Here is a 24,030-nt window from a genome sequence, read left to right as displayed (position 1 = left end):
GACGCTCCGCGTCACGATTCAAAAGCGGACGCGGAGCGTCCGGGGCGGCATTCCCACGCAGAGCGTGAGAACGATCAACCGATCGATCAGGCACAAAAAAAGGGGCTCAACTTGAGCCCCTTTGCGTTCCCACGCGTAGCGCAGGAACGCTCATCTCGCTACTCAGCTATAGACACGGCCAAGGAGCTGCCGATGGCTTTCAAACTGATCGAGCACGTCACGGGTGATCTGATCCTGAGCGAAGCCCATCAGGTCATAGTCCTGGCTGCCGTTGTGCAGGTACACCTCGGCGCGGTAGTAGCGTGCGCGGGGTTCATCGGCGCTTTCGGCCGACACCGTGTCACTCGCCGCCGCCAGATAGCCGTCCAGGCTCACTTCGTAGACAAAAGGGTTGCCCTCTTCCATCTCGATCCGCAGGCCCATGCAACGCTTGGACTTGCCGAGCAAGGTCTGCACGTCCAGGCCTTGAGCGCGCAATTGCACCGCCGCATCTTCCAGCGCCGGGCTGACTTGCTTGTCCATGAAGCGCTGCACGATCGACTGGTTCGGTTGCAGGTCCAGCTGGGTCAAGCGCTCGCTGAAACCGCGACGACCGCGTGCGGCCAACTCCGCTTGCTCCTGTTCGATCTGCACGTCCAGGCGCATCTGCTTGTGCAAACCGAACATGAAGAACACCAGCACCACCGAGAACGGCAGACCGGCCAGCACCACCATGGTTTGCATGGCTTCGAAGTTACCGGCAAACAGCAGGCCGATGGTCACCAGGGTGATCACCGCCGACCAGAAGATCCGCAGCCAGTGCGGCGCATCTTCATCAACGTTGCCGCCCTTGCAGGACAGGTTGGCCATCATCACCGCGCCGGAATCCGCCGGGGTCAGGAACAGCACAAAACCGACAAAGATCGACACGCCGATCACAATCTTCGACGCCGGGTAATGCTCAAGCAGTTGGTAGATCGCCATCGACGGCTGTTCCAGCGCCGTCTTCCCGAGCTCCACCGCCCCATGGTTCATCACCAGGTCCAGGGCCGAGTTACCGAAGATCGACAGCCACGCCAGGGTGAAACCCAGCGGAATCAGCAGCACGCCGGCCACCAGTTCACGCACCGTGCGACCACGGGAAATACGCGCGATGAACATGCCTACGAACGGGGCCCAGGAAATCCACCAGGCCCAGTAGAACAGAGTCCACAGGCCCAACCAGCGGTCGGACTTGTCACTGTCGCCTTCGTACACATAGAGGTCGAAGGTCTTCAGCACCACACCGTTCAGGTAATCGCCGATGTTCTGCACGAAGCCGTTGAGCAGGTGCAACGTCGGGCCGAACAGCAGCACGAAAATCAGCAGGCCGCTGAACAGCACGATGTTGAGGTTGGACAGACGACGGATGCCGTTTTCCACGCCCGACACGGCCGCGATGGTCGCCACGGTGCTCATCACGATGATCACGATCAGCAGGTTGGTGTTGCTGTGTTCCATGCCGAACAGGTTTTCCAACCCCGAAGACACTTGCAGCGAACCAATCCCCAGGTTCGTCACCAGCCCCAGCAACGTCACGAACATGCCGAAGCCGTCCACTGCGTGACCGGCCGCGCCTTTGACCCAACGCTCACCCACCAGCGGATACAGCGCCGAACGCAGCGCCAGCGGCTGGTTGTGGCGATAAGCAAAGTAAGCAACAGCCAGACCGACCAGTGCGTAGATCGCCCAGCCATGCAGGCCCCAATGCAGGAACGTCAGCTGAACCGCCTGACGCGCCGCCATGTTGCTCGCGGCCACACCTTCCGGCGGGTTGAAGTAATGGTCCAGCGGCTCGGAGGCACCGAAGTACAGCAGCGAGATGCCGATGCCCGACGAGAACAGCATCCCCGCCCAGGCGCCGTAGCTGAAGTCCGGGGTGTCGTCCTTGCTGCCCAGTTTGAGTTTGCCGTAGGACGAAAACGCCAGGCCGACCACGAACACCAGGTAGGCGGCGATCACCACCATGTAGTACCAGCCGAAGCTGCGGGACAACCAGGCCTGGGCAATGCCGAGCAATCTGCCGGCCTCTTGCGGGGCGATGATCAGAATGGCGGTCAACAACAGGATCAGCGCGGTAGAGGTGTAGAACACCCAACCGTTGACCGTCACCTTCTCGGGCGGGGTCTTTATTAGAGAGGCAGAACTCATGGCACAGATGCTCCGGGCAGTGCGGGAGAAGAACACAAGGCAACGCGATACCCGACCAATCGGTTAGTTGGCAGCCGACCAGCGGGTGATATAAAGACAGCCCGAAAAAAGCCCGAAGCCCGGGAGCGCCTGTGCGCGGGGGTTTCGAGCCGTTTCGGATGTCGTTTTTCCGCCCGCTACACGTAGGAAAAACCGGCAGGCAGCGACGAATTGTCGCAGATCTTATTCTTTGTTGATTGAACGTTCAATCAAAACAAAATAGACTGGCCTTCAATCCGACAGACGTTTTTCGTCCGCCGGAAGGCCTAAGGAGATGTGCAAGATGCCCAAGGTCGGTATGCAACCCATCCGTCGCCAGCAATTGATCGAAGCCACTTTACAGGCTGTCGATCAGGTCGGGATGGGGGACGCCAGCATTGCGCTGATCGCCCGTTTGGCCGGTGTCTCGAATGGCATCATCAGTCACTATTTTCAGGACAAGAATGGCCTGATCGCCGCCACGATGCGGTATCTGATGAGCGTCCTCAGCGAGAACGTCACCGCGCGTCGTCAGGCGCTGGAGGACAGCAGCCCAAGGGCGCACCTTCAGGTGATTATCGAAGGCAACTTCGACGCCAGCCAGGTCAATGGCCCGGCAATGAAAACCTGGCTGGCCTTCTGGGCCACCAGCATGCACCAGCCGTCTTTGCACAGGTTGCAGCGGATCAACGATCACCGCCTGTATTCCAACCTGTGCTGCCAGTTCCGCCGTGCATTGCCGCTCGATGAAGCGCGCAACGCCGCCCGTGGCCTGGCAGCCCTCATTGACGGCTTGTGGTTGCGCGGCGCGCTGTCGGGAGATGCTTTCGACACCGGGCAGGCGCAACAGATCGCTTACGAATACATGGATTTCCAATTGGCCAAGCAGGTGAGCTAGAGCACACATAACCGCTCAGCCCCTGAACCGTCACCGATCGCCAACGCTCCACGGCACCCGGTGACCAACGCCAACCACTTATGCACTTGCGAGGACACTATGGCCCGTTTCGAACTGCAAAAACTCTACATCGATGGCGGCTACTCCGACGCCAGCAGCGACGCCACCTTCGAAGCCATCAACCCGGCTAACGGTGAAGTCCTCGCAAAAGTACAGCGCGCGACTTTCGACGACGTCGAGCGTGCTGTGGTCAGCGCTGAAAAGGGCCAGAAAATCTGGGCCGCCATGACCGCCATGGAGCGTTCGCGCATCCTGCGTCGTGCCGTCGACATCCTGCGCGAGCGCAACGATGAACTGGCCGCCCTGGAAACCCTGGACACCGGCAAATCCTTCTCCGAAACCAAGTACGTCGACATCGTCACCGGCGCTGACGTGCTGGAATACTACGCAGGCCTGGTGCCGGCTATCGAAGGCGAGCAGATTCCACTGCGCACTACTTCGTTCATCTACACCCGTCGCGAGCCGCTCGGTGTTGTCGCCGGTATCGGCGCGTGGAACTACCCGATCCAGATCGCCCTGTGGAAATCCGCACCGGCCCTGGCGGCCGGTAACGCGATGATCTTCAAGCCAAGCGAAGTCACTTCCCTGACCACGCTGAAACTGGCTGAGATCTACACCGAAGCCGGCGTCCCGGCGGGCGTGTTCAACGTGCTGACCGGCAGCGGCCGTGAAGTCGGCACCTGGCTGACCGAGCACCCACGCATCGAAAAAATCTCCTTCACCGGCGGCACCGACACCGGCAAGAAGGTCATGGCCAGCGCTTCGAGCTCTTCGCTCAAAGAAGTCACCATGGAACTGGGCGGCAAGTCCCCGCTGATCATCTTCGACGACGCCGACCTCGATCGCGCCGCCGACACCGCGATGATGGCCAACTTCTACAGCTCCGGCCAGGTCTGCACCAACGGCACTCGCGTGTTTATCCCGACGCATTTGAAAGCGGCTTTCGAAGCCAAGATCGCCGAGCGCGTTGCCCGTATCCGCATCGGCAACCCGGAAGACGAAAACACCAACTTCGGCCCGCTGGTCAGCTTCGCCCACATGGAAAGCGTGCTGGGCTACATCGCCAAAGGTAAGGAAGAAGGCGCTCGCGTCCTGTGCGGCGGCTCCCGTCTGACCGAAGGCGACCTGGCCAAAGGCGCCTTCGTGGCACCGACCGTATTCACCGACTGCACCGACGAGATGACCATCGTTCGCGAAGAAATCTTCGGCCCGGTGATGGCGATCCTGACCTACGACACCGAAGAAGAAGTGATCCGTCGTGCCAACGACACCGACTTCGGTTTGGCCGCCGGTATCGTCACCAAGGACCTGAACCGCGCTCACCGCGTGATTCATCAACTGGAAGCCGGTATCTGCTGGATCAATGCCTGGGGCGAGTCCGACGCGAAGATGCCGGTCGGCGGCTACAAGCAGTCGGGCGTGGGCCGTGAGAACGGGATCAGCTCTCTCAATAACTTCACGCGCATTAAGTCCGTGCAAGTCGAACTGGGCGATTACGCCTCAGTGTTCTGAGGAGCTACAAGCGGCAAGCTTCAAGCTGTAAGTAAAAGCAGTTTGTTTTTGCCGCTCCCCCCGATTTCACAGACATAGCTCGCTGCTTTTTCTTGCAGCTTGGAGCTTAGAGCTTGCAGCTCCCCCAGGAGACCACATGACTACCGAATACGACTACATCATCATAGGGGCCGGTTCCGCAGGTAACACACTTGCGACCCGTCTGACTGAAGACGAAGGCGTCACCGTCCTGCTGCTCGAAGCGGGCGGCCCGGATTACCGTTTCGACTTCCGCACGCAAATGCCGGCCGCGCTGGCGTTCCCGCTGCAAGGCCGTCGCTACAACTGGGCGTACGAAACCGATCCAGAGCCACACATGGACGGTCGCCGGATGGAATGCGGTCGCGGCAAGGGCCTCGGCGGTTCTTCGCTGATCAACGGCATGTGCTACATCCGCGGCAACGCGATGGACTACGACAACTGGTCGAAGCTGCCGGGCCTGGAAAACTGGACCTACCTCGACTGCCTGCCGTACTTCCGCAAAGCGGAAACCCGCGACATCGGCCCGAACGACTACCACGGTGGCGACGGCCCGGTCAGCGTGACCACGCCGAAGGCTGGCAACAACCCGCTGTTCCACGCGATGGTTGAAGCCGGCGTGCAGGCCGGTTACCCGCGCACCGAAGACTTGAACGGTTACCAGCAAGAAGGTTTCGGCCCGATGGACCGTACCGTGACGCCGAACGGCCGTCGCGCCAGCACCGCTCGCGGTTACCTGGACATTGCCAAGAAGCGTTCGACCCTGACCATCGTCACCCACGCCCTGACCGACAAGATCCTGTTCGAAGGCAAGCGTGCGGTCGGCGTGCGTTACCTGATCGGCGCCGCTGAAGAGCGCGTTGAAGCCCGCGCCCGCAAGGAAGTGCTGCTGTGCTCCGGCGCCATCGCTTCGCCGCAGATCCTGCAACGCTCCGGCGTCGGCCCGGCTGAACTGCTGAACAAGCTCGACATCCCGGTGGTCCACGACCTGCCAGGCGTCGGCGAAAACCTGCAGGATCACCTTGAGCTGTACCTGCAATACGCCTGCACCCAACCGGTCTCGCTGTACCCGTCGCTGCTCTGGTACAACCAGCCGGCCATCGGTGCCGAGTGGCTGTTCAACGGCACCGGTATCGGCGCCAGCAACCAGTTCGAAGCCGGCGGTTTCATCCGTACCCGTGAAGAATTCGATTGGCCGAACATCCAGTACCACTTCCTGCCGGTCGCGATTAACTACAACGGCAGCAACGGTGTGAAAGAGCACGGCTTCCAGGCGCACATGGGTTCCATGCGCTCGCCAAGCCGTGGTCGCATCCAGGCCAAGTCGAAGGATCCGCGCGAGTACCCGAGCATCCTCTTCAACTACATGGCCACCGAGCAGGACTGGCAGGAATTCCGCGACGGCATCCGCCTGACCCGTGAAATCATGCAACAGCCTGCACTGGACGCTTACCGTGGCCGCGAAATCAGCCCGGGCATCGACGTGCAAACCGATGAACAGCTCGACAAGTTCATCCGCGAACACGCCGAAACTGCGTTCCACCCGTCCTGCTCCTGCAAAATGGGCACCGACGAGATGGCCGTGGTTGATGCTGAAGGCCGTGTGCATGGCATGCAGAGCCTGCGGGTGGTCGACGCCTCGATCATGCCGATCATCACCACCGGCAACCTGAACGCGCCAACGATCATGATCGCCGAGAAAATCGCCGACAAGATCCGTGGCCGCCAGCCATTGCCGCGCAGCACCGCTGACTACTTCGTGGCCGGTGATGCACCGGTGCGTGGCAAGCCGATGCGGGATGTGAGTCCTACTGCTCAGTAAGGCGTAATACCGAGGCGCGGCCTTCGCGGGCAAGCCTCGCTCCTACAAGGAATCGCATTCCCCCTGTAGGAGCGAGGCTTGCCCGCGAAGAGGCCCTCACAAACAACTGCACAACCCTCTGACACACCCCGGTAATCCTTTCCTACACCGCTTCACGCTTGATCCTACCCCCCGCCCAGGCCTAATCTAGCGCCACGCAAACGTTTCACCCCCTCGCAGTACCGATACGCCGCTTCTCCAGACCAAGGAGGTTTTCGAATGTTCGATTTCCACCCCCAGCTCAAGCAGCGTTTTGCTGCCTTGCGCACGGGCGCTGAATTCTTTTCGCTGCGTTATGTACGCGAGTCCGGCCAATACCTGTCAGTGCGCAAGAACGTCGCCGAGCCGCCGAGCCTGCGCCGTGATGAAGGCGCGATGCTGACCGTTCGGGTCAACGGCGTCGAAGCCTACGCGGCGACCAATGACCTGTCGCAACAAGGCCTGCAAGCCGCGCTGGAGAAGGCCGAGCAACAAGCCCGCCGCCTCAAGCCCCACGCTTTGCTCGACCTGAGCGCACAAACGGTCTCCAGCGACCGCGCCGACTACTTTTCGCCGAACCTCGACCAGCCCTTCCCGTCCCTGAGTGATTGCTACCAACTGCTCGGCGCCGAATCCGCCGCCGTGCCCAAGGACGAGCGTCTGGTGAACTGGGAAGTGAGCATCGGCATCACCCACGTCGAGCAGATCTACCTCAGCAACGCCGGCGCCGAACTGCGCCAGGCCCAGCGCTTTATCTTCCCGAGCCTGGAAGTCACCGCCTACGACGGTAACGACAGCCAGACCCGCACCCTCGGCCGCGAGAACTTCGGCCAGCAGGGCGGCTTTGACGTGATCAGCCGCTGCGGCCTGGTCGGCGCCGCGCCGAAAATCGCCGATCAGGCGCTGCAATTGCTGTTGGCGCCCAACACCCCGAAAGGCCCGCGCGACCTGCTGTTAATGCCGGACCAAATGATGCTGCAGATCCACGAATCCATCGGTCACCCGCTGGAACTGGACCGCATCCTCGGTGATGAGCGCAATTACGCCGGCACCAGTTTCGTCAAGGCCGAGGACTTTGGCCGCCTGCAATACGGCTCCAAACTGCTCAACGTGACCTTCGACCCGGACATTCCCGAGCAGTTGGCCAGTTACGGTCACGATGACGACGGCACTGCCGCAAGCAAGCAATTCCTGATCAAGGAAGGCCTGTTGCTGCGGCCATTGGGCGGTGCGCTGTCGCAGTTCCGCGCCGGCATGGATGGCGTGGCCAACAGCCGCGCCTGTGGCTGGAACCGTCCGCCGATCGATCGCATGGCCAACCTGAACATCGAGCCCGGCGATCAACCGCTGGAACAGATGATCGGCAATATCGAACACGGCATCTTGATGAGCACCAACCGTTCCTGGTCCATCGACGATGCGCGCAACAAGTTCCAGTTCGGTTGCGAATGGGGCCAGTTGATCGAGAACGGCGAACTCAAAGGCGTGGTCAAGAACCCGAACTACCGGGCGATTTCGGCGCAGTTCTGGAAAAGCCTCAGCGCCGTCGGCGACGCCAACACCGTCAAGGTCCTGGGCACGCCGAACTGCGGCAAGGGCGAACCGAACCAGGTGATTCGCGTCGGCCATGCGTCGCCGGCCTGCGTGTTCAGCAATGTGGATGTGTTTGGGGGAGATGCCTGATGAGCACTGCAAAAAATCAGGCCGATGCGTTCAAGGCCTTGGTCACTTGGCTGCGCGAGGCGATTCGCGAGCCGGAACAATTCACCCTCAGCTACGCCGCCGAGTCCTCGGCCTTCGTGCGCTTCAATCACGCCAAGGTCCGTCAGGCCGGGCAAGTGCAACAGGCGAGTGTCGGTTTCAAGCTGATCAACGACGGTCGCCACGCCGACCTGAACATCACGCTGTCGGGTGAGGCTGAAGTCGATGTGCAGCGCCTGGCCGAAGGTCTGCAACAGCTGCGCGAAACCCTGCCGTTGCTGCCCCAGGATCCGTACCTGCTGCTCAACCACAACGGCTGGCAGAGCAAGAATGTGCAGGATCACCCGTTGCCGGACACCGAGCAGGTCGTCGCTGAAATCACCCAGGCCGCCGAAGGGCTCGACCTGGTCGGTTTCTACGCGGCCGGGCCGATCAGTCGTGGTTTCGCCAGTTCTTCGGGCGCGTTTGGCTGGCATCAGGCCAATAGCTTCAACTTCGATTTCAGCCTGGTGCATGAAAACGGCCAAGCGGTGAAAGCCAGTTACGCCGGGCACGACTGGAGCAGCGAAGGGTTTGCCAAGCGCTTTGCCCTCGCCCGCGAGCAATTGACGTTTCTCGGTCGGCCATTGCGCACCCTGGCGCCGGGTAACTACCGCGCCTACCTCGCTCCGGCGGCCATGGAAGAAATCATGGACATGCTCGGCTGGGGCGGTTTCTCGGCGCAGTCGATTGCCAGCAAGAACAGCCCGTTGCAGAAGCTCTACGCAGGGGACAACGCGTTCAGCCCGTTGGTGTCCGTCGATGAGAAAGTCAGCGGTTCCCTGAGCCCGGCGTTTTCCGGCGAAGGTTATCCGCGCAGTGATCTGGGGTTGATCGTCGCGGGCAAGGCCGGCGCGCAAATGGTCAGCTCGCGCAGCGCCGCGGAATACGGCTTGCCGGCCAACGGTGCCGGCGGTGGTGAGATGCCGAGCGCGTTGAACATGGCGCCCGGTACATTGCCGCAAGCCGAGATTCTCAAGCAACTGGGCACGGGGCTGTACATCAGCAACCTCTGGTACCTGAACTACTCGGATCAACCAGCGGCGCGCCTGACAGGTATGACGCGGTTTGCGACCTTCTGGGTCGAGAACGGCGAGATCCAGGCCCCGGTGAGCACCATGCGATTTGATGACAGCGCCTACAGCCTGCTCGGTTCGCAGCTGGAAGCGTTGACCCAGGAGCGCGAGTTGCTGCTGTCGGCGAGTACTTACAGTCAGCGGGCGACGGCGTCGGCGTTGTTGCCGGGGGCGCTGGTCAGCCGATTGACCTTGACCCTCTGACCCAGATCGTTCCCACGCTCCGCGTGGGAATGCAGCCCGGGACGCTCCGCGTCCCATTGAAGGCGTAACGCAGAGCGTCACAGGATGCATTCCCACGCGGAGCGTGGGAACGATCATTGATAAACCCACAGAGGTCCCATGCCCAACCGCCCGCCTCTCGACGCTGTCACTGCCCGCTGGTTGCCGTGGGTCGTCGCCATTGCCTTCTTCATGCAGTCCCTCGACGGGACCATCCTCAACACCGCCCTGCCGGCCATGGCCCTGGACCTGGCGGAAAACCCGTTGCGCATGCAGGGCGTGATCATCGCCTACATGCTCACCGTCGCCCTGCTGATCCCCGCCTCGGGCTGGATCGCCGACCGTTTTGGCACCAAGAAGATCTTCTTCGGCGCGATCCTGTTGTTCAGCATCGGCTCGTTGCTCTGCGCGTTATCGAGCACCCTGACCATGTTGATCGGTGCCCGGATCATCCAAGGCCTGGGCGGTGCCTTGATGCTGCCGGTGGGCAGGCTGGTGGTGCTGCGGGCCTACCCGCGCTCGGAACTGGTGCGGATCATGGGTTTCATCACCATTCCCGGTCTGCTCGGCCCGTTGCTCGGCCCGACCACCGGCGGCTGGATGGTGCAGTACCTGTCGTGGCACTGGATTTTTTTGATCAACCTGCCGGTCGGCGTGATCGGTTGCTACGCCGTGTGGAAGTTCATCCCCGACCTGCGCGGCAGCGAACGCACGCGGTTCGATAGTCTCGGCTTTCTGCTGTTCGGCGCGGCCATGGTGTTGATCACCATTGCCATGGAAGGCCTCGGCGAATTGCATTTGCCGCACCTTCGCGTGATGTTGCTGCTGTTCGGCGGCATGGCCTGCCTCGCGGCTTATTGGCTGCGGGCCGGGCATATCGATAATCCGCTGTTCGCGCCATCGCTGTTCAAGACCCGCACGTTCGCCGTGGGCATCCTCGGCAATCTGTTCGCCCGCCTGGGCAGCGGCGCCCTGCCATTCCTCGTGCCGTTGCTGCTGCAAGTGGCGCTGGGGTATTCGCCGTCCCAAGCCGGGATGAGCATGTTGCCGCTGGCGGCGGCGGCGATGTTCGCCAAGTCCGTGGCGCGACCACTGATCGAACGCTTCGGTTACCGCATCGTGCTGACCGGCAACACCCTGGCCCTGGGCATCATGCTGGCGGCCATGGGCCTGGTCAGCGAGCAGACGCCGTATTGGCTGCTGCTGGTGATGCTGGCGATTGCCGGCGCGATCAACTCCTTGCAGTTCACCGCAATGAACACCGTGACCCTGATCGACCTCGACGACGCCAGCGCCAGCAGCGGCAACAGTTTGCTGTCGGTGGTGGCGCAATTGTCCCTGAGCCTGGGTGTGGCGTGCGCCGGTGCGCTGCTCGGTGGCTTTACGGCGGAGGTCGGAAATGATGGCGTGGAGACCATTTTGGGCGCGTTCCAACTCACGTTTGTCACCGTCGGCGTCATGGCGATGCTGGCCGCGACGATCTTCTCGCAGCTCTCAAAGGAAGACGGACGGCGCGTCAGGAGTCCGGAAGAACACATCGAACCTTAGTTTCCAGACGATAAGTGCCTGCGCTCGACCATGCTGCGTTGAAAACTGACTCGAAATGCTCATTGGCTAAAGCCAACTCCGCTTTCTCGCCAGTTTTCGCCTTGCCTAGTCTTCGCTCGGCGACTTCTCGTCTGGAAACTCCGGGCGAATGGCCACGGGCCTGATACACTGCGCGACATTTTGTTTTGCAGGCCCGTCCCGTGACCACCATCGCCACCGCTTTTAATACTTTGCCGCTGTCCGCCGCCATGCTGGCTAACCTCGACTCTTTGGGTTATGCCGAGATGACGCCGATCCAGGCGCAAAGCTTGCCGGTGATCCTCAAAGGGATGGACCTGATCGCCCAGGCCAAGACCGGCAGCGGCAAGACGGCTGCCTTCGGCATCGGCCTGCTGAACCCGATCAATCCGCGCTTCTTCGGTTGCCAGGCGCTGATCATCTGCCCGACCCGCGAGCTGGCGGACCAGGTGGCCAAGGAAATCCGTCGTCTGGCCCGTGCCGAAGACAACATCAAGGTCCTGACCCTGTGCGGCGGCGTGTCCCTCGGCCCGCAGATCGGCTCCCTGGAGCACGGCGCGCACATCATCGTCGGCACCCCGGGCCGCATCCAGCAGCACCTGCGCAAGGGCTCGCTGATCCTGCATGGCCTGAACACCCTGATCCTCGACGAAGCCGACCGCATGCTCGACATGGGTTTCTACGATTCCATCGAAGAAATCATTGCCCAGACCCCGGAACGCCGCCAGACCCTGCTGTTCTCCGCGACCTACCCGTCGGGCATCAAGCAGCTGGCCGCCAAGTTCATGCGCAACCCGCAGATCGTCAAGGCCGAGGCGTTCCACGACGACTCGCAGATCGAGCAGCGCTTCTACGAAATCTCCCCGGAAGAACGCATGAGCGCGGTGACCAAGGTGCTTGGCCACTTCCGTCCGGCGTCCACCGTAGCCTTCTGCTTCACCAAGCAGCAGGTTCAGGAAACCGTCGATCACCTGACCTCCAAAGGCATCTCCGCCGTCGGCCTGCACGGCGATCTGGAACAGCGTGACCGCGACCAGGTGTTGGCCATGTTCTCCAACCGCAGTACGTCGGTACTGGTCGCCACCGACGTCGCCGCTCGCGGCCTGGACATCGATGCGCTGGACATGGTGATCAACGTCGAACTGGCCCGCGATTCGGAAATCCACATCCACCGTGTCGGCCGTACCGGTCGCGCCGGTGAGAAAGGCATTGCGATCAGCCTGGTGGCACCGTCCGAAGCCATCCGCGCCCAAGCCATCGAGAAACTGCAGCAGTCGCCGTTGAACTGGGATCAGATCGACAACCTCACCTCCCAGGGCGGCGCACCGCTGCTGCCGGTGATGAGCACGTTGTGCATCGGCGCGGGCCGTAAAGACAAGGTACGTCCGGGCGACATTCTCGGCGCACTGACTGGCGACGCCGGTATTCCGGGTGCCCAGGTGGGCAAGATTGCGATCTTCGACTTCCAGGCATTTGTGGCGGTGGAACGCGGGATCGCCAAGCAGGCCTTGCAGCGCTTGAACGACGGCAAGATCAAAGGTCGTTCGTTGCGCGTGCGTATCCTCTGATCCTGATCGTTCCCACGCTCCGCGTGGGAATGCATCCCGTGACGCTCCGCGTCACATAACGGCGGACGCAGAGCGTCCATGGCGGCATTCCCACGCAGAGCGTGGGAACGATCATTGTGTGAGGACACCGTTTTGCGCTCTACCGAAGTCGTGATCATTGGCGCTGGCGCCGCAGGGTTGATGTGTGCGCTGACCACCGCCGGGCGCGGGCGCCAGGTGATGTTGCTCGACCACGCCAACAAGGCCGGCAAGAAAATCCTGATGTCGGGCGGTGGCCGCTGCAATTTCACCAACATGTACACCGAACCGGGCAATTTCCTCTCGCAGAACGAACACTTCTGCAAATCCGCCCTGGCCCGCTACACCCAGTGGGATTTCATCGGCATGGTCGCCAAACACGGCGTGCCGTACCACGAGAAGAAGCTCGGCCAACTGTTCTGCGATAACAAATCCAGCGACATCCTCGAGATGCTTTTGAGCGAGTGCGATCAGGTCGGCGTCAGCCTGCACCTGGACACCTCGATCCAGACCATCGAGAAACTCGAAAGTGGCTACCTGCTGGACACCACGCTCGGCCAAATCACCTGTGAATCCCTGGTGATCGCCACCGGCGGTTTGTCGATCCCGACCCTGGGCGCCACCGGTTTCGGTTATCAAGTGGCCAAGCAATTCGGCCACGAGTTGCTGCCGACCCGCGCCGGCCTGGTGCCGTTCACCATCACCGATCAGCTCAAAGAACTGTGCACCGAACTGTCCGGCACCTCGGTGGACTGTCTGGTGAGCTGCAATGAGCAGAGCTTTCGCGAGAACATCCTGTTCACTCACCGTGGCCTCAGCGGCCCGGCGATTTTGCAGATTTCCTCGTTCTGGGAATCCGGCGACACGGTTGAAATCAACCTGATGCCCGACCACGACGTGCCGACCTGGCTGCAACAGCAGCAAGCCGAACGTCCGAACAGCGAGTTGAAAACCCTGCTGGGGGAAATCTTCACCAAGAAGATGGCCAACCTGCTGGCGGACAACTGGTTCGTGTCCAAACCGATGAAGCAATACACCCACGCGGAAATCGCCGACATCGCCGAAAAACTGGCGAGCTGGAAGATCGTGCCCGCCGGGACTGAAGGCTATCGCACGGCTGAAGTGACCCTGGGCGGGGTCGACACCCATGAGGTGTCGTCCAAGACCATGGAATCGCTGAAAAGCCCTGGGTTGTACTTCATTGGTGAAGTGCTGGATGTGACCGGGCATCTGGGCGGCTTCAACTTCCAGTGGGCGTGGGCTTCGGGTTATGCGGCGGCGCAATACGTCTGACGCTGTAGGAGCAAAGCTTGCTCGCGATAGCGGTCTTACAGTCGACATGGATGTTGAATGCATTGGCCTCTTCGCGGGCAAGCCTCGCTCCTACAGGTTGGCGTCGAACGTGATATAGCGAACGACGCGTCGAACGCGATATTGCGCATGGCACGGACCTGTAGGAGCGAGCGGTGCGACGATTCGACTTGCCCGCGAAAGCGTCCGAACAGACAACACAGAACCATCAAGGGAACAGATTTTGCTGTCAGATGTGATCGGCGCCATTGCGTCGGCGTCATTACTGGCTCAATTTAGCGTCATCGCCTCGGAAGGCCCTCGCACTTCATGTCATCGACCCCTTTTAGTCAGTCTCTACGCCGCCTCTGGGCGCTGGATAAATTCAGTTACAGCGTAAGGGTGTTCATCGCCCTGACCGGCAGCATGGCCGTCTGTTGGTACCAGGATGAAATGGGGCTGTTGATCCCGTTGTTCCTGGGCATCATCGCCAGCGCCCTGGCCGAGACCGACGACAGTTGGCAGGGCCGCCTCAACGCGCTGGCCGTGACGCTGGTGTGTTTCAGCATCGCCGCGTTCTCGGTCGAATTGCTGTTCCCCTACCCCATCATCTTCATCATCGCCCTGGCCCTGGCCGCGTTCGGCCTGACCATGCTCGGTGCGCTGGGCGAACGCTATGGCGCGATTGCCTCGGCGACGTTGATCCTGTCGGTCTACACCATGATCGGCGTGGACCAGCGCGGCGGCGCGGTGACCGATTTCTGGCACGAACCGGTGCTGCTGGTGGCCGGTGCCGCCTGGTACGGCTTGCTCTCGGTGTTGTGGCAGGCGCTGTTTTCCAATCAGCCGGTGCAGCAGAGTCTGGCGCGGTTGTTCCGGGAATTGGGGTTGTACCTGAAGCTCAAGTCATCGCTGTTCGAACCGATCCGGCAACTGGACGTGGAAGCCCGGCGCCTGGAGCTGGCCCAGCAAAACGGCCGGGTGGTCGCCGCGTTGAACGTGGCCAAGGAAATCATTCTGCACCGGGTCGGCAACGGTCGGCCGGGCTCGAAAGTCAGCCGTTACCTAAAACTCTATTTCCTCGCCCAGGACATCCACGAGCGCGCCAGTTCTTCGCACTACCCTTACAACGCCCTGGCCGACGCGTTCTTCCACAGCGACGTGATGTTCCGTTGCCAGCGCCTGCTGCGCCAACAAGGCAAAGCCTGCCGGGCCCTGGCCGAATCGATCCAGATGCGCCAGCCCTTCGTCTACGACGCCAGCTTCGCCGAAGCCCTGGGCGACCTGCACGCCTCCCTCGAACACCTGCGCATCCAGAGCAACCCGGCCTGGCGCGGATTGCTGCGTTCCTTGCGCGCACTGGCGGCCAACCTCGGCACTCTCGACCGTTTGCTCAGCGACGCGAGCAACCCCGACGCCCTCGCCGACGCCACCGACAGTAGCCTGCTCGACCGCTCGCCGCGCAACCTCAAGGATGTGTGGCTGCGCTTGCGCACCCAACTGACGCCGACCTCGTTGCTGTTCCGCCACGCCCTGCGTTTGCCCCTGGCGCTGAGCATCGGCTACGCCATGGTGCATTTGATCCACCCGTCCCAGGGTTACTGGATCATCCTCACCACACTCTTTGTCTGCCAACCGAACTACGGCGCCACCCGGCGCAAACTTGGGCAGCGGATCATCGGCACCGCCATCGGCCTGACCCTGGCCTGGGCGCTGTTCGATCTGTTTCCCAATCCACTGGTGCAGTCGTGCTTCGCCATCGCCGCCGGGGTGGTGTTCTTTATCAACCGCACCACGCGCTACACCCTGGCGACGGCGGCGATCACCCTGATGGTGCTGTTCTGCTTCAACCAGGTCGGCGACGGTTACGGGCTGTTCCTGCCGCGCCTGTTCGATACCTTGCTCGGCAGCCTGATCGCCGGCCTCGCGGTGTTCCTGTTCCTGCCGGACTGGCAGGGTCGACGCCTGAACAAAGTGCTGGCCAACACCCTGACCTGCAACAGCATTTACCTGCGCCAGATCATGCAGCAATACGCCGCCGGCAAAAGCGACGACCTGGCCTATCGCCTGGCCCGACGCAACGCGCACAACGCCGATGCGGCGCTGTCGACCACATTGGCCAACATGCTGATGGAGCCCGGGCATTTCCGGAAGGAAGCGGATGTCGGGTTCCGCTTCCTGGTGCTGTCCCACACGTTGCTCAGCTATTTGTCAGGGCTCGGCGCGCACCGCGAGACGCAATTGCCGCCGGACGTGCGCGAGCATTTGATCGATGGCGCCGGGGTGAGCCTGGCGGCCAGCATCGACGAAATCGCCCAGGGGTTGGCGAGCAAACTGCCGGTGGCGATCCAAAGCGACGCGGAAGAGGCACTGGCCAATGAGCTGGAGCAGATGCCGGACGAGATCGATGAAGGACAGCGGCTGGTGCAGACGCAGTTGGCGTTGATCTGTCGGCAGTTGGGGCCGTTGCGCACGCTGGCGGCGCATCTGATTAAAGACACCAGCGAGGTCTGAGATTTGTAGCGGCTGGGCGGGCCTCTTCGCGGGCAAGCCTCGCTCCTACACGGGTTGTGTCGTGCCGAAAATCACGGATTCACCCCAACCCACTTGCCGCTTGAAGCTCAAAACCTGCCGCTGCCCTACATCCCATGCTGCTTCATCAACCGCTCATAACTCCCATCCGCCTTCATCGCCGCAATCTCCCGATCAAACCCCGCCACGATCTGCTCATGCGCCGGGTTCTTCAGGCTGACCAGAATGTGCAGGCTGTTCTCGCTCAAGGGCTTGGGCAAAAACTCGACCGTATTGCGCACCCTGGACGATTCCCGGGCCAGGTAATAACGGGCGACGAATTCATCTTCCAGGGTCAACTTGACCCGGTCGGCCGCGAGCATGCGCACGGCCATGGCGAAGTTGTGCACCGGGACTTTCTGCAGCGCTTTATCCTCATCGAATTCCGGCGAATAGGCGTAACCGCGCACCACGGCGATCGGGTAGGTGTGCAGTTGCTGCAGGTTGTTGTATTCGATGGGTGCGTCTTTGCGCTTGATGAAGCGCACGCGATTGAGCAGGTACTCGGCGGAAAACTGCCCGAGTTTGGTCCGGTCGTCGTTGTACCAGGCGTTGACTAGCACGTCGTAGCGGCCCTCGCCCACGCCCAGCAAGGCGCGCGCCCAGGGCACCTGCTCGAAATCGCTGGCGTAACCGGCCCGGGCCAGTGCCGTGCTGACGATGTCCGTGGCCAAGCCACCGTTGACCAGCGTGGCATCGGTAAAGGGCGGCCAGGCATCGGCCACCAGACGCAGCTTTTCCGCTGCCGCAGTCTGAGTCAGCAACAGCAAGCCAATCAAAGCAAAAGCTCGATGCAATCGCGGCATGCTAGAAAATCCTTAGCGGGCGGGCGGCCCGACGTGTTTTCAGCCAAAACTCCAAGACTCGAATACCGGCGCAGCGGTACTAAACCTTAGCTCATGGAAGCCAATGCACAGCGCTGACTTGCAGATTACACAAAGAAGACAAGGGCGCGCGAAATGAATGATGGCATTTTGGCCTTTATCACAGATTTCTCAGTCATCAAGACATCTTTCGCCCAGACGCCTAGTATCGCAGGGACGTAATTCAAGGAATGTGAAGATGACAATCGAGTGGGTCTGCAAACATCACAGCGATCTGGGTAAAGAGCAGCTGTATGCCATTTTGAAACTGCGCGCCGAGGTGTTTGTGGTCGAGCAGCGCTGTGCCTATCAGGACGTCGATGGCCAGGACCTTGAAGGCGACACCTGCCATTTGATGGGCTGGAGCGGGGATGCGCTGCTGGCGTACCTGCGCTTGCTCGACCCGGAATTGCAGGGTGGCGACGTGGTCATCGGACGCGTGGTGACGGCGCCTGAAGGCCGTGGCCAGGGGCTGGGGCATGAAATGATGGAACAGGCGTTGAAACAGGCTGAGAAGCGCTGGCCGGAAGTGCCGATCTATCTGTCGGCGCAGGCGCATTTGCAGGGGTATTACGGGCGGTATGGGTTTGTCGCGGTTGGGGAGCAATACCTGGAGGATGATATTCCGCATATCGGGATGCGGCGTACTTGAGGGCCTCTTCGCGGGCAAGCCTCGCGCCTACAGGTTCGCGCGATTTTATGCACGACGCCTTACCTGTAGGAGCAAGGCTTGCCCGCGAAGGCGTCAGCCCAGGCGCGGCAAATCTCAGGGATATTCCAACACCGCTTTAATCTGCCGCAAATTGCGCTCGATCCACCCGCGATCAATCGCCCCCCACTCGCGAATCCGGTAACGCCCGGCATGATTGCGTGCGCCGTCTTCCTGCTCGAACTCGCAAACAATGTCCAGATCCGCCAGCGCCGCGATGGTGTCCTGGGCCGTACGCCGGGGCATGCCGGTGACTTCGGTCAGGGTCGGCACGCTGCTGGCCAGTCCGCTGTCGATCAGGTACGCCACGTATAGCCGGCGGTAGAAGCTGCTTTTGGTTTTGCTGACGTCCATCCGGACACTCCTTATTGCATATCCCGCCAAGTCAGATACACCCGCAGATCAAACTCCACCTGGTGATACCCCGGCAACATGTGTTCGCACAGTTTGTAGAACGCCTTGTTGTGATCCGACTCTTTGAAATGCGCCAGCTCATGCACCACGATCATTTTCAGGAACTCCGACGGCGCTTCCTTGAACAGCGACGCCACGCGGATTTCCTTCTTGGACTTGAGCTTGCCGCCCTGCACCCGGGAAATCGTGGTGTGCAGGCCGAGGGCGCGGTGGGTCAGGTCCAGGCGATTATCGAACAACACCTTGTCGATGGCCGGGGCGTTGCGCAGGTATTCCTGCTTCAGGTCCAGGGCGTAGGTGTACAACGCCTTGTCACTTTGCACCGCGTGCTTTTGCGGGTAACGCTGGGTCAGGTAGTCGCCCAGCCGACCGTCGGCGATCAACTGGCGCACCTGGTCCTGCAACGCAGCGGGATAGGCCTGGAGGTATTTCAACGCGGTCATTGGGCGGGCAACACGAATCACGAAAAGGTCGCCAGTGTAGCGAATTCAGCGGTGCAGCGCGCTCCAGTCGAAGGGCTGCACAAACTCCCCGGCATCGTCGGAGGTCATGGGCCGCGCCACCAAAAAACCCTGCACATACTCGCAGCCGTTGGCCTGCAGCCAGTCATATTGCGCCACCGTTTCCACCCCTTCGGCGATCACCAGCAGACCGTATTGCTTGCACAGATCGATCACCGTGCGCACCAGCGAGGCATCCCGCGTCGACTCCGGCAGCCGCGCAATCAAATGCCGGTCGAGCTTGAGAGTGTCCAGCTCCAGGTCCCGCAGATGCGCCAGCGAACACGGTCCCGAACCGAAGTCATCCAGCGCCACCCGCACCCCCAGATTGCGCAGCAAACGCAGCTGCTTGCGGGTTTCGTCGGGGTTGATCATCAACGCTTCTTCGGTGACCTCGACTTCTATCTGGCTCGGCCGCAATGCATGGCGCTCCAGGGTTTGCCGCAACTCCGTGACCAGGTTCGGCATGCCGAATTGCGTACTGCTCAAACTCACCCCCAGCACCAGGTCCTCGGCGAACAAGGTTTCCCAGGCCTTACGCTGCTTGGCGCTGCGATGGTAAATCCAGCTGCCCAGGCGACTGATCAACCGCGCCTCTTCCAGCAACGGCAAAAACAGCCCCGGCGGCACATCGCCGACACTCGGGTGCTGCCAGCGCAGCAACGCCTCAAAACCGCGAGTCTGCCCGCCATTGATCGCCACTTGCGGCTGATACACCAGGTTGAAATCACGGTTCTCAATGGCGGTGCGCACACTCTCTTCCAGCATCAAGCGCGAACGCGCCCGGCCGTTCATTTCGTGATCGTAGAAGCGATATTGCTGACGCCCGGCGCGCTTGGCTTCGTACATCGCGATGTCGGACGCGCGCAGCAAACCGTCGAGGTTGGAACCACAATCCGGGTACGTGGCAATACCGATGCTGGCGCCGAGGGCGATGTCCAACCCTTCGATCTGCTGACAGATCGACACACGCTCGATCAGCTTCTCGGCAATCTTTGCCGCTTGCTCCGGAAACTCCAGGTCCAGCAGCGCGGTGAATTCATCGCCGCCCATGCGCGCCAGAATGTCGAAGGGCCGCAGGCAGGCCTTCAACTGCTCGGACACCCAGCGCAACACCCGGTCGCCAGCGTCGTGGCCGAGGGAATCATTGACCCGTTTGAAGCCGTCCAGATCCAGGTACAACAGCACCCAGGCACTGTCGGAACGTTCGCCGCGCAGCAGCAGGTTTTCCACGGTCTGGTGGAAACCACGGCGGTTGAGCAGCCCGGTCAGCGGATCGGTGACGGCCTGGAACTCCAGTTGCTGATGCAGATGGCGCACCACCGACATGTCCAGCACCGTCACCACCATCGCGTGTTGCTCGGAGGGCAGCGGCGCGCAGGACAACGCCACCGGCACCTGCTGGCCCGGCGCCGTGCGCAGCAGCGCGTCGTGCAGGCGCAGGGTTTCGCCGCGTTTGTAACCGGTATACAGGTCGGAATCGGCCCAGATCGGGATGTGCGGTTTTTGCAGGAAGTCCAAAAACTCCCGGCCCTGCAGGTCCTTGACCGTGGCATTGAGCAGCCGCGACATCGCCGGGTTGGCAAAACGAATCAGACCGTCCTCACCCACCACCAGAATGCCTTCGGCGGCGTTATCCAGCACCGAGGCGTTAAAGGCGCGGGCGACCTCCAGATCGTGGCTCAGGCGCTGCAAGGCCCGGCGGTTGCGCTGATGCTCCAGCAACGCCTGGACTTTGGGCTTGAGGATTTGCGGGTCGAAGGGTTTGAACAGGTAATCCACCGCGCCGCTGGCGTAGCCCTTGATCACGGCGTCCTGGGACTGTTCGTTGGCGGTGAGGAAAATGATCGGGGTCAAGCGGGTGCGCTGACTGCCGCGCATCAACCGCGCGACTTCAAAACCATCCATGCCCGGCATCTGCACATCCAGCAGCACCAGGTCGACATCGTGTTCAAGCAGCAAGCTGAGGGCCTCGAAGCCCGAGGCGGCGGTCATGACCTGCCAGTCCTGGCGCTGTAACAAGGCGCGCATGCTGATCAGGTTTTCAGGGTAATCATCAACGATTAAAAGGACAGAGCTGCCTTCACTTGGCGTGGGTTGCGCGCATTCCATGCTGCTTCTCTTGTTCGGGGCGACAGGCCGGTTTCTCGTGAAAACCGGACAAATACTACGCCTTCACTCTAGACCCGGATCCGAAAAAGCAGTAGGTGTCATCGCGCCATCATGTAACCAAACCGTCCATAACCCGACTAACGGTCGGCGCTACAGCCCCCGAAAACCGGGAAAGATGGCTTTTTGACAGGATGTTGACGTCAATCTTCTGCCCGGCGGGCATTAACAAAGCACGCGACTACGCTTATAAAGGCAGCCCTCCAAGGCCCGTGCTAGAGCTTGTGGCACGGGCGTGCAGCATGAATTCGTGGAAGCTTTGTCTATGATCGATCTCGCAACATGGAACCTCAGTGTTCCTGTCGGCAATCCGCCTTACACCGTCGAAACAGCCAAACTGGTGAAGGGTTTCAAGGACCAATACTTCCATTCCGACACCGGCACCCTGTTCTTCTGGTCCCCGGTCACCGGCTCCAAAACCGCAAACGCCAAATACCCCCGCACCGAACTTCGCGAAACCTACAGCAACGGCACCCTGCGCAACTGGCTCTACCCGGACGCCGACAATTCCCTGCGCGCCACCCTCGCGGTGAACCAGGTGCCGAGCTCCGGCAAGATCGTCATAGGCCAGATCCACGCCTATGAAAGCCAGAAACCGTTGATCAAGCTTGAATATCAATTCAAGACCAGCACGCAAACGGGCAACATCGTCGCCAAAGTGCGCATGCACCCCGATGACGGCGAAGGGCGGGTGATCACCATCGCCACCGGCGTGAAGCTGGATCAGGAGTTTTCCTACCTCCTGCACCTGAGCCCGGGCGGTCAATTGGGTATCAGTGCGGCGGGTTATCAGTGGGATTCAAACATCAGCGCGACGTGGCGCGACAAACCGCTGTATTTCAAGGCGGGCGTGTATGTGCAGGACCACACCGGGTATACCAGCGAGGGTGGGAAAGTGACGTTCAGCAAGCTGGATATCGATCACGACAAGTAAGCCTTCTGCCCTGATCGTTCCCACGCGCAGCAAAGGAATGCAGCCCGGGACGCTCCGCGTCCCATCCAGAGCCCAACGCAGAGCGTCCGATGAGGCATTTTGTGGCGAGGGGGCTTGCCCCCGTTGGGCTGCGCAGCAGCCCCAATTAATCTCAAGCCTTCCGCAAATCCCGTAGGAATAATGCCTTTATGGCGAGGGAGCTTGCTCCCGCCGGGCGGCGAAGCAGCCCCATCCACCTGCCACCGCATTCCTACAGCCCCACCGCAACGCCCGGTTTTGCGGCGGCTGCGCCGCCGAACGGGGGCAAGCCCCCTCGCCACAAGGGTTATGCGCCGCCCTACAGTGCGGTTGCAGCCATCAAAGTCGCCGCTTATAGTTCGCCCCGTCGCTGACAGCAGTCGGCGATAGGGTTTCGCAGCCCTACCGAGTTAAAACCGCAACCGTCAAAATCCGACATAGGCGATGTCCGCCTATGTTCGGCTTTTATATGGCGGCTGTGCGTGGGAGACCTTCGGGTCTGCCGGGTCTTAACTCCTCGGTCTGCGAACCCGCGCACAGTTGCCACCCAATTTGTTTCGCAGCAAACGGTGGTGAATTCTTTCTTGAGTTAAGGATTTCCCATGACAGATCAACAACCGCCGCGCCGCTTCACCCCCATGTCCCAATTCGCCACCGACTACCCCGTCCTACTCATCGACAGCGACGCCCCGCTCCGCGAATTGCACAACTGCGTCAGCGAACGCCTCAACGCCGTCATCAAATACCTCAACCTCATGGCCTGCACCAGCCTGCCGGACTACGCCGAAAACGACATCAACACCGTCAGCAACATCGCGTTGATTCTGCTGCGGGATGTGGGTGATGTATTTAAGGTGATTGAAAAGCGTGGGTTTGATACGCCTTAACCATCGCACTAATCATCAACCGATAAAAACCCGCACGACGGCGGGTTTTTATTAGCGCGATTTTTATTCCGACTCTTTTGGAAGCGTGAAAGACGCAGGTCCTTTCGAGTGTTTGATTATGCCTTCCGCCATCCCTGAATCAACAGGTTGCTTCTGCGAACTTGCTGGTTTTTTTGTATCTTCAGGCCGTGCTTTTCGTGTAGTCATCATGGCGTACTCTTTTAAAATGAACCAGATTTACCTACTCGCACCTACACACTCAACGATAGACACTCCACCCTAAATAATCACCTGTTAGAAATAACAGTCCTTAATACAATTTTGCGATAACAAAATCTCAAACTCTTGCGCCACACTATTACAAAACTCTAGATTACGAGCGCGAGGCCAGCCAACCAGGGGACGATTAAATAAATCTGTCCACTTTTTGCTCTTTAACTGCTTTAGCTGTGAGCCAATTTTTCTGTTCTTAAATAAATTCGCCTCCATTTATTCCGTATTTAATTTCAAAAAAATATAAAGGACTGTCATTTCTTACAGGTTACGCACAGCAACGCACTGCCTATCCTAAGCACGAAACATGAAAAACATCTAACGGAGAAGGCGAGTTCTCCCTTAGTACTACTTATGATACAAAAAAGGAGTTTTTACATCATGACAGACGTTAGCGCACCTGTTTTACAGACAGCAAACGGCAGTTACGGCCGAATAGACATTGTAGGATTCGGAGCAAACCCAGGCTGGCGAATAGATGTTCATAAAGCAGGAACGGGAGAGTACTTGGGAGCCGGCCCAGTCGGTGACGACGGAGGTTTTTCATTTACTGCGAACTATAATATCATGCAAAGTCTCACAGGAACCTACCACGTTCAGATACGGCAAACGGACGGCTCTACATATTCCTATTGGAGCCAAGCATTGGAAACTACTGTACTTTGATCTTGAGCGGAAGGGACTTAAAAAGGGACAG

Annotated in this window: 17 protein-coding genes; 12 read left to right on the top strand and 5 right to left on the bottom strand. The window is 60.4% G+C overall.

All coding sequences use genetic code 11. From position 1 onward, the window contains the following. Positions 1–162 precede the first annotated feature (162 nt). On the bottom strand, positions 163–2,112 hold the full coding sequence (locus tag ACZ89E_RS25165) for a BCCT family transporter (protein WP_256672302.1): 1,950 nt from the start codon (positions 2,110–2,112) through the stop codon (positions 163–165). 379 nt (positions 2,113–2,491) lie between these two features. On the opposite strand from ACZ89E_RS25165, the gene betI reads away from it, so the two are divergent. From betI to yccS, 9 genes are all read left to right on the top strand, one after another. Further along, positions 2,492–3,085: a transcriptional regulator BetI gene (gene betI / locus ACZ89E_RS25160; RefSeq protein WP_149659662.1), complete on the top strand. Its 594-nt coding sequence runs from the start codon at positions 2,492–2,494 to the stop codon at positions 3,083–3,085. Between the two features lie 99 nt (positions 3,086–3,184). After that, positions 3,185–4,657 (top strand): betaine-aldehyde dehydrogenase, encoded by a 1,473-nt coding sequence (betB, locus tag ACZ89E_RS25155; RefSeq protein WP_149659663.1) that lies wholly within the window; start codon positions 3,185–3,187, stop codon positions 4,655–4,657. Positions 4,658–4,793: 136 nt separating this feature from the next. Further along, positions 4,794–6,497: a choline dehydrogenase gene (gene betA / locus ACZ89E_RS25150; protein WP_476256657.1), complete on the top strand. Its 1,704-nt coding sequence runs from the start codon at positions 4,794–4,796 to the stop codon at positions 6,495–6,497. A gap of 258 nt (positions 6,498–6,755) precedes the next feature. Beyond that, complete coding sequence (locus ACZ89E_RS25145; RefSeq protein WP_463258707.1) at positions 6,756–8,198, top strand: TldD/PmbA family protein; 1,443 nt, start codon at positions 6,756–6,758, stop codon at positions 8,196–8,198. Continuing rightward, positions 8,198–9,535, top strand: a complete 1,338-nt coding sequence (locus ACZ89E_RS25140; protein ID WP_463258708.1) for a TldD/PmbA family protein — start codon at positions 8,198–8,200, stop codon at positions 9,533–9,535. Before ACZ89E_RS25145 ends, ACZ89E_RS25140 begins: the two co-directional genes overlap by 1 nt. 138 nt (positions 9,536–9,673) lie before the next feature. Then, positions 9,674–11,101: a multidrug transporter subunit MdtD gene (gene mdtD, locus ACZ89E_RS25135; RefSeq protein ID WP_476256656.1), complete on the top strand. Its 1,428-nt coding sequence runs from the start codon at positions 9,674–9,676 to the stop codon at positions 11,099–11,101. 200 nt (positions 11,102–11,301) lie between these two features. Then, positions 11,302–12,687 (top strand): ATP-dependent RNA helicase DbpA, encoded by a 1,386-nt coding sequence (dbpA, locus tag ACZ89E_RS25130; protein ID WP_149659668.1) that lies wholly within the window; start codon positions 11,302–11,304, stop codon positions 12,685–12,687. Positions 12,688–12,819: 132 nt separating this feature from the next. After that, the gene (locus ACZ89E_RS25125; RefSeq protein ID WP_149659669.1) at positions 12,820–13,998 is read left to right on the top strand and encodes a BaiN/RdsA family NAD(P)/FAD-dependent oxidoreductase; all 1,179 of its coding nucleotides are present in this window, start codon (positions 12,820–12,822) and stop codon (positions 13,996–13,998) included. 327 nt (positions 13,999–14,325) lie between these two features. Beyond that, positions 14,326–16,509, top strand: a complete 2,184-nt coding sequence (yccS, locus tag ACZ89E_RS25120) for a YccS family putative transporter (protein WP_476256655.1) — start codon at positions 14,326–14,328, stop codon at positions 16,507–16,509. A 125-nt stretch (positions 16,510–16,634) separates the two neighbouring features. Here the strand turns inward: yccS and ACZ89E_RS25115 are convergent, their stop codons facing one another. Further along, positions 16,635–17,372 carry a substrate-binding periplasmic protein gene (locus tag ACZ89E_RS25115; protein ID WP_149659671.1) on the bottom strand — a complete coding sequence of 246 codons (738 nt, stop codon included), beginning with the start codon at positions 17,370–17,372 and terminating at the stop codon, positions 16,635–16,637. Positions 17,373–17,628: 256 nt separating this feature from the next. Here ACZ89E_RS25115 and ACZ89E_RS25110 point away from each other — a divergent pair, with 256 nt between their 5' ends. Beyond that, the gene (locus ACZ89E_RS25110; protein WP_463258713.1) at positions 17,629–18,081 is read left to right on the top strand and encodes a GNAT family N-acetyltransferase; all 453 of its coding nucleotides are present in this window, start codon (positions 17,629–17,631) and stop codon (positions 18,079–18,081) included. A 114-nt stretch (positions 18,082–18,195) separates the two neighbouring features. Here the strand turns inward: ACZ89E_RS25110 and ACZ89E_RS25105 are convergent, their stop codons facing one another. From ACZ89E_RS25105 to ACZ89E_RS25095, 3 genes are read right to left on the bottom strand one after another with little or no spacing between them, the layout of a single operon-like run. Next, positions 18,196–18,492 (bottom strand): winged helix-turn-helix domain-containing protein, encoded by a 297-nt coding sequence (locus ACZ89E_RS25105; protein WP_123404302.1) that lies wholly within the window; start codon positions 18,490–18,492, stop codon positions 18,196–18,198. Positions 18,493–18,503: 11 nt separating this feature from the next. After that, the gene (locus ACZ89E_RS25100) at positions 18,504–18,995 is read right to left on the bottom strand and encodes a M48 metallopeptidase family protein (RefSeq protein WP_149659737.1); all 492 of its coding nucleotides are present in this window, start codon (positions 18,993–18,995) and stop codon (positions 18,504–18,506) included. Between the two features lie 45 nt (positions 18,996–19,040). Continuing rightward, complete coding sequence (locus ACZ89E_RS25095) at positions 19,041–21,164, bottom strand: putative bifunctional diguanylate cyclase/phosphodiesterase (RefSeq protein ID WP_149659673.1); 2,124 nt, start codon at positions 21,162–21,164, stop codon at positions 19,041–19,043. A 322-nt stretch (positions 21,165–21,486) separates the two neighbouring features. Between ACZ89E_RS25095 and ACZ89E_RS25090 the strand changes: the two genes are divergently transcribed. Next, positions 21,487–22,155: a polysaccharide lyase family 7 protein gene (locus tag ACZ89E_RS25090; protein WP_149659674.1), complete on the top strand. Its 669-nt coding sequence runs from the start codon at positions 21,487–21,489 to the stop codon at positions 22,153–22,155. A gap of 620 nt (positions 22,156–22,775) precedes the next feature. Next, positions 22,776–23,060: a fructose-bisphosphate aldolase gene (locus tag ACZ89E_RS25085; RefSeq protein WP_476256654.1), complete on the top strand. Its 285-nt coding sequence runs from the start codon at positions 22,776–22,778 to the stop codon at positions 23,058–23,060. Positions 23,061–24,030: the final 970 nt, after the last annotated feature.

It is taken from the genome of Pseudomonas sp. TE3899 (assembly GCF_056279105.1).
The sequence above is the reverse complement of the archived record's forward strand: the minus strand, read 5'-3'. Positions and strand labels throughout refer to the sequence as shown.